5 protein-coding genes are annotated in these 6207 nt (G+C 41.9%); 4 read left to right on the top strand and 1 reads right to left on the bottom strand.

The window, feature by feature from the left end; genetic code table 11:
- Positions 1-136 precede the first annotated feature (136 nt).
- Positions 137-1765, top strand: coding sequence for a fumarate hydratase (locus tag D7V92_RS19570; RefSeq protein ID WP_005860810.1), 1629 nt, complete (start codon positions 137-139; stop codon positions 1763-1765).
- Between the two features lie 89 nt (positions 1766-1854).
- On the opposite strand, the gene D7V92_RS19565 is transcribed toward D7V92_RS19570, so the two are convergent.
- Positions 1855-3054: an ATP-binding protein gene (locus D7V92_RS19565; RefSeq protein ID WP_199718925.1), complete on the bottom strand. Its 1200-nt coding sequence runs from the start codon at positions 3052-3054 to the stop codon at positions 1855-1857.
- Positions 3055-3298: 244 nt separating this feature from the next.
- Between D7V92_RS19565 and D7V92_RS19560 the strand changes: the two genes are divergently transcribed.
- From D7V92_RS19560 to D7V92_RS19550, 3 genes are all read left to right on the top strand, one after another.
- Positions 3299-5038, top strand: coding sequence for a tetratricopeptide repeat protein (locus D7V92_RS19560; protein ID WP_121773581.1), 1740 nt, complete (start codon positions 3299-3301; stop codon positions 5036-5038).
- Positions 5039-5139: 101 nt separating this feature from the next.
- Complete coding sequence (locus D7V92_RS19555) at positions 5140-5484, top strand: DUF3244 domain-containing protein (RefSeq protein ID WP_158598895.1); 345 nt, start codon at positions 5140-5142, stop codon at positions 5482-5484.
- 7 nt (positions 5485-5491) lie between these two features.
- Positions 5492-6160 (top strand): outer membrane beta-barrel protein, encoded by a 669-nt coding sequence (locus D7V92_RS19550; RefSeq protein ID WP_121773579.1) that lies wholly within the window; start codon positions 5492-5494, stop codon positions 6158-6160.
- Positions 6161-6207: the final 47 nt, after the last annotated feature.

The raw sequence follows: 6207 nt of genomic DNA, 5'->3' as shown, positions 1-6207 counted from the left end.
AAATGCCTTATAAACAGGCGTTACGAAGACTTTTCGACCTTTTTATTAGCCTTTTCCAGAGATTTTCCGTAAGTTTGCCAATCGAAAAGTACGGACAAACTTAAATAAAACCAATATATAATTAAATTCTAAAGATATGGCAACACCTCCGTTTCACTACGAGCCGATGTTCCAAAAGGGACCGGACACAACAGAGTATTATTTGCTTACAAAAGATTATGTTTCCGTTTCTGAGTTTGAAGGAAAACCGATCTTGAAAGTCGCTAAAGAAGGTTTGACCGCTATGGCTAACGCCGCTTTCCGCGACGTATCATTCATGCTTCGCCGTTCTCACAACGAGCAGGTCGCAAAGATCCTAAGCGATCCGGAAGCTACGGACAACGATAAGTACGTGGCCTTGACATTCCTTCGCAACGCCGAGGTAGCGGCTAAAGGCGTACTTCCTTTCTGCCAAGATACCGGTACGGCTATTATCCACGGCGAGAAGGGCCAGCAGGTCTGGACCGGTTACTGTGATGAAGAAGCGCTTTCCTTAGGTGTTTACAAGACCTACACGGAAGAGAACCTTCGTTACTCCCAGAACGCTCCGCTGAATATGTACGACGAGGTAAATACGAAATGTAACTTGCCGGCCCAGATCGATATCGAGGCTACGGAAGGCATGGAGTATGAGTTCCTTTGCGTGACAAAGGGAGGTGGTTCCGCCAATAAGACTTATTTATACCAAGAGACAAAAGCGATCTTGAATCCGGGTACATTGGTTCCCTTCCTCGTAGAGAAGATCAAGACGTTGGGTACGGCCGCTTGTCCTCCGTATCATATCGCGATCGTGATTGGCGGTACTTCCGCTGAGAAGAATTTATTGACGGTGAAGTTGGCTTCTACTCGTTTCTACGATAGCTTGCCTACGACCGGTAGCGAGGGTGGCCGTGCTTTCCGCGACGTGGAGTTGGAGAAAGAGGTATTGGCCGCCGCTCAGAATATTGGCTTGGGCGCTCAATTCGGTGGTAAATATTTGGCTCACGATGTCCGTATCATCCGTTTGCCTCGCCATGGCGCTTCTTGCCCGGTAGGTTTGGGTGTAAGCTGCTCCGCAGATCGTAATATTAAATGTAAGATCAATAAGGAAGGTATCTGGATCGAGAAGTTGGATAGCCATCCCGGCGAATTGATTCCGGAGGAACTTCGCCAAGCGGGTGAGGGCGACGCTGTCAAGATCAACTTGAACCAACCGATGGCGGATATCTTGAAGGAATTGGATAAATATCCGGTATCTACTCGTTTGTCATTGAACGGAACGATCATCGTGGGCCGTGATATCGCTCACGCTAAGTTGAAGGAGCGTCTGGATCGTGGCGAGGATCTTCCCCAATACATCAAGGATCATCCTATTTATTATGCGGGCCCGGCTAAGACTCCGGCAGGTATGGCTTGTGGCTCTATGGGCCCGACGACGGCGGGTCGTATGGACTCATACGTTGACTTGTTCCAGAGCCATGGCGGTAGCATGATCATGTTGGCGAAGGGTAACCGTAGCCAGCAAGTTACGGACGCTTGTAAGAATCACGGCGGTTTCTACCTAGGATCTATCGGTGGCCCTGCGGCTATCTTGGCTCAGAACAATATCAAGAGCATCGAGTGCGTGGAATATCCGGAATTGGGTATGGAAGCGATCTGGAAGATCGAGGTAGAGAACTTCCCCGCGTTTATCTTGGTAGATAACAAGGGTAATGACTTCTTCAAGCAGATCAAGCCTCGTTGCTGATTCCTTGATCGGTAAAGATAAATGAAAAGCGGTATCCGGCGGCAAGCTGGATACCGCTTTTTTTTAAAAAAAAAGTCGTACGTGTTTTTTTAATAGGTTAATCCCACGATCCACAGCGGTAGTTTCTTGCCGGTGGCGAACTCCATATTGTCAGCCAAGATGAAAGAATCGGGGAGATCCGCTATTTGCTTGAATGTTTTATCCGCTCCTCCTACCTCGAAGGTATAGGTATGGTCTACGATAAAGTCACCTTTTGTTTTTCCATATTCCACGTTATGATTTACGGATAACTGGTTGACGACAAAAGTTTCCCTTGCCGTCCCGATCTGTACGGGAGCGGAAGCTATGGCGTACAATAGGTTGGGATTCTGTAGGTAAATCTTATCCGGTTTTTGCATCTTTTTGACAGATAGTAAATCCGAGTACAATAACTTGAGCAATTCCGCCTTGTCCAAATTCTGTAAGTAATTGATGATAGAGTTTCGGGAAAGTCCGATCATTCCCGCTAGTTTCGTGATGTCCAGCTCATAAGGAACAGAGGTAGCTAAGATACCCATCAAAGCCTTTAGCTTCCGTGTATAGGTAGGATCTACGCCACACAGCAACGGGAGTTCCTGCTCAATAATGAGATTGACCACATTCTCGATATTAATATAATAATCTTCTCTGTTACCCGTAAAAAAGGGGTAATACCCTTCGTGGAGATATTCGTTAAACATTTGTACGGGGCGACATTTCTCATTTATTTCCCGGCAAATGTTTCCCGGATCTTCCAGTATCGTTTGTAGGGAATAAACAGGTATATCAATTTGCTTATAGAACATGAGAAATTCCCGGAAGGAAAGTCCGTACATATTATATGGTAGGCAACGTCTGGAAAGATCGGCATCCGCATTCAATATATTCAATAGGGAAGAACCGCTAAAAACAATTCGTAGAGATGGATACAGGTCGTAGGCCTCTTTTATCTCTTTACTCCAAGTGGGATATTTATGTACTTCATCAAGGAATAATTGTTTTCCTCCTTGCAAATAGAACCGCTCAATCAGTTCAGATAGGGTGTGATTACTGAAATAGATGCTGTCGAGCGTGCAATAAAGTACCTCCCTGCTTCCCGGCTGGAAATTCAGTTTGATGTATTGCAACATGAGTGTTGTTTTTCCGACACCCCTTGATCCTCTGATGGCGATCAGAGGATTATCCCAGTGAATTTGGTTCATGAGTTCCCTTATGATATGGGTACTCGTTTGTGCCAGTAATCGTTCTTGTTTAATAAATAGACTATCCATACGCTGATTGAATGAATGACAAATATACGATTTATTCAAGATAGATAGCAAAAAGTACATGGATTTGTTAAGGGCAAAAAGCAAATCTGGTGTTTTTTTGTTAAGAGTAAAAAGCAAAACCTGTAAGTATCCGGTCGTAGCGTACTTTGCGTATTGGCTTTCAAAAGTTTGTATAAATATCAATGAAACTATTACACTTTAATTTTTTACCTTTGTTGCGTTTAAGTGATAAAACAGATTTCCAATGCCTCGTATATACATCCTCTTGATGTCGGTCTTGATCTCGGCTTTTTATGCTTGCGATCATCGGGGGAAGCCTTACCCCGCTACCCTGTCACGGATCGAATCCCTTGCGGATACAAATCCGGAGGAAGCCCGCCCTTTGTTGGATCGATTGCGGGATAGCCTTTCGTCCTTTGATGAGGAACAGCGTATGTATTATGACTTGCTCGACTTGAAGGTCAATGATAAGATGTATGTCCGGCATACTTCTGATTCTTTGATCAAACGAATCACCGCTTTCTATGAGACATATGGCGATCGAGACAAATTACTAGAGTCTTATTACTATATGGGCCGTGTCTACCGGGATTTGAATGATGCCCCGGAAGCGTTGAAGTATTTCCAAAAGGCATTGGATGTGGCGGGGGATACGAGAAAGTACCGATTATTGTCCAATGTCTATTCGCAGATGGGTACGCTTTATTTTTATCAAAATGTGTATGAGAATGCGATCCGTATGCATGAGAAAGCGGCTCAATATAAGTTATTAAAGGGGGATAGCACTAGCTTGTCTCTTGTGATGAGAGACATCGCACGGGTGTATGATGCGATCAATAAGAATGATAGTGCGGTTTTGTATTATCAAAAGGCTGCCGATATAGCGAAAGAGATAGGCTTGGTGCATCGCTATTCCGGTATATCAACAGAATTAGGAGATCTTCATCGGGAAATGGGAATGTATGATAAGGCTTTTGAATGTTTGTTTGAATCATTAAAAGATTCCGTAGGTCGGAATATGTATCCTACTTATTCTACATTGGGACATATTTATTTAGAGGTGGGAAAATTGGACTCTGCCGACTACTATTTAAGGAGGTGTTTGGATAGTCCCGATTTATATGTGAGAGACGCTATTTATGAGTACTTGTCGCTTTTGTACGAGCGCCGGTTGAATTATCGGGAGGCTATTCGCTATGTTCGTCTTGGCCAGCAAGTGCAAGATACCATCCGCAAGATAACCGATTCGGAGGAAATCCGTAAAATGACCTCTTTGTATAATTATCAGAAGCGGGAAACTGAGAATTTACGGCTAAAGGGCGAGAATGACCGGATGCAGATTCGTATTTACCGGATATTATCCTTGTTCGGATTGGGGCTTTCGATAACCTTATTGTTTATATATAGACTGAAACGGCAGAAAGAGCGGTTGGCTAGGCAGTTTGAGGCGCTTCAGCGGGAAAAGCAAGAACAATATGAGAGAAGTTTTCAATATGTAGAAGCGAATAACGCGAAATTGAATGAATTGGGAACCTTACTATCTAAAGACCATGAAGATACAAATTCATTGCTTCATGTGCGAAAAGAACTTTTGCAAGTGACCAATGAACAAATACAGTTGCGGCGTACCGAGCGTGATTTGTTAGAGTCGGATTTAAGGCATTCGGATATCTATATGAAATTCCATTCCACGAATGAGGCAGATCAGATAATCAGGGAAGAAGATTGGAATGCTTTACGGAAGGAGTTAGATAAGACATACAATAATTTTACGAATCGTCTATATCAGCTATACTCGGGAATGTCATTGATAGAACTCCGGATTTGTTACTTGATAAAGATATCAGTCAAGGTAACTGATATGGCAAAAATCTTGGGTCGCTCCAAACCCTCCGTATCCTCATCCCGTAAACGGCTTTATAAAAAAATAAAGGGAGAGGATGGAACCCCGAATGAACTGGATGAATTAATCGCTGATCTTTAGTCTTATACAACTCTGCGAACAAAAAGCGAACAAAAAGCGAACAAAGTTTTAGCCCCGAATCCAACCTTATCGGATACTTTTGCAATCAAAAAATGAATGGGATGAAAAGAATTTTATTTTTGACTTTGTTGAGTTGTGTTGGGCTGTGTACACATGTGATGGCTGAAGAGAAGAAAGGGGATCTTGATAAAGAAGAAGAACGTTCTATTTCTCATGATCCGGTAAAAGTGGAAATGTCAGAGAGTATGTTGACGCTCCATTTTATGAGATCGCTAGGTGAAGTGTCTATATGGATCGTTGATGATCGTGGAACTTTAGTCTATGAAGAATCATTATTGATATCCTCTGCTCAGAGTTATTGTGTTCCTATGATTAACTGTACGGAAAATCTTCGCTTGATTATTTTAGGGGATAATATTGATTTAGAATTACCAATATTTTATTGATCTGTAAATGAAAAAGACAATATTATTTCTTTTTTTATTTGTCTTATGTATAGAGGCAAGAGCACAGTGGTCTATAATTCCAGATGTTAGCTTCTCTATTATTAAGCGGAATGATTTTGGGGATGGCTGGGGTACTGGCATAAAAGGAGGACTTGGTATAGAAAACCAAATATATTCTAATTTTGGTGTAAGAACAGGTCTGTTTTATGCTTCAAGGGGATATAGTTTAGGACCTGCTTTTGGTCGTTATGAATATTCTCTTGAGAATGTCGTATATGAGATGCCTTATACTAATAAATTGAAGCGTAATTTTTTACAGGTTCCACTTTTACTAACTTATACTCACTCTTTGAATCAATCGCTTGCGTTAAGTTTTGGCTTAGGCCCTTATGCTGGTATTAGTGTGAAAGATTATTGGGAAGGAGGTTATAGTGAAGAACATTATTGGGAGGGGAATCAAGATGCGTGTAGTCATAAATCAGTCTTTGAGGGATTAAATAATTTTGATTGGGGAATCTCCTCTTCTGCGGCCATAGATATTCATAAATGGCGTATCGCTATAAACTATGATTTGTCTTTGGGTGAGGAAGATAAGAATTCAGGAATAAATGCTAATTATCATTCGTTAAGTATTGGTATAGGTTATAGATTTTTATTAGGAAGAAAAGTGAATTAAGGAAATTTTATAAGAAACGGGTATATATTATTTTAATCAAGTTGGAT

The organism is Parabacteroides sp. CH2-D42-20 (assembly GCF_003670185.1).
Taxonomy (GTDB): Bacteria; Bacteroidota; Bacteroidia; order Bacteroidales; family Tannerellaceae; genus Parabacteroides; species Parabacteroides distasonis.
Note: the sequence above shows the minus strand (reverse complement) of the source record. Positions and strands in the feature narration are given on the sequence as shown.

Excerpts from the sequence above, each read along its gene's own strand:
- D7V92_RS19570 (WP_005860810.1), top strand. The coding sequence starts at position 137 with ATGGCAACACCTCCGTTTCACTACGAGCCGATGTTCCAAAAGGGACCG.
- D7V92_RS19565 (WP_199718925.1), bottom strand. The coding sequence starts at position 3,054 with ATGGATAGTCTATTTATTAAACAAGAACGATTACTGGCACAAACGAGT.
- D7V92_RS19560 (WP_121773581.1), top strand. The coding sequence starts at position 3,299 with ATGCCTCGTATATACATCCTCTTGATGTCGGTCTTGATCTCGGCTTTT.
- D7V92_RS19555 (WP_158598895.1), top strand. The coding sequence starts at position 5,140 with ATGAAAAGAATTTTATTTTTGACTTTGTTGAGTTGTGTTGGGCTGTGT.
- D7V92_RS19550 (WP_121773579.1), top strand. The coding sequence starts at position 5,492 with ATGAAAAAGACAATATTATTTCTTTTTTTATTTGTCTTATGTATAGAG.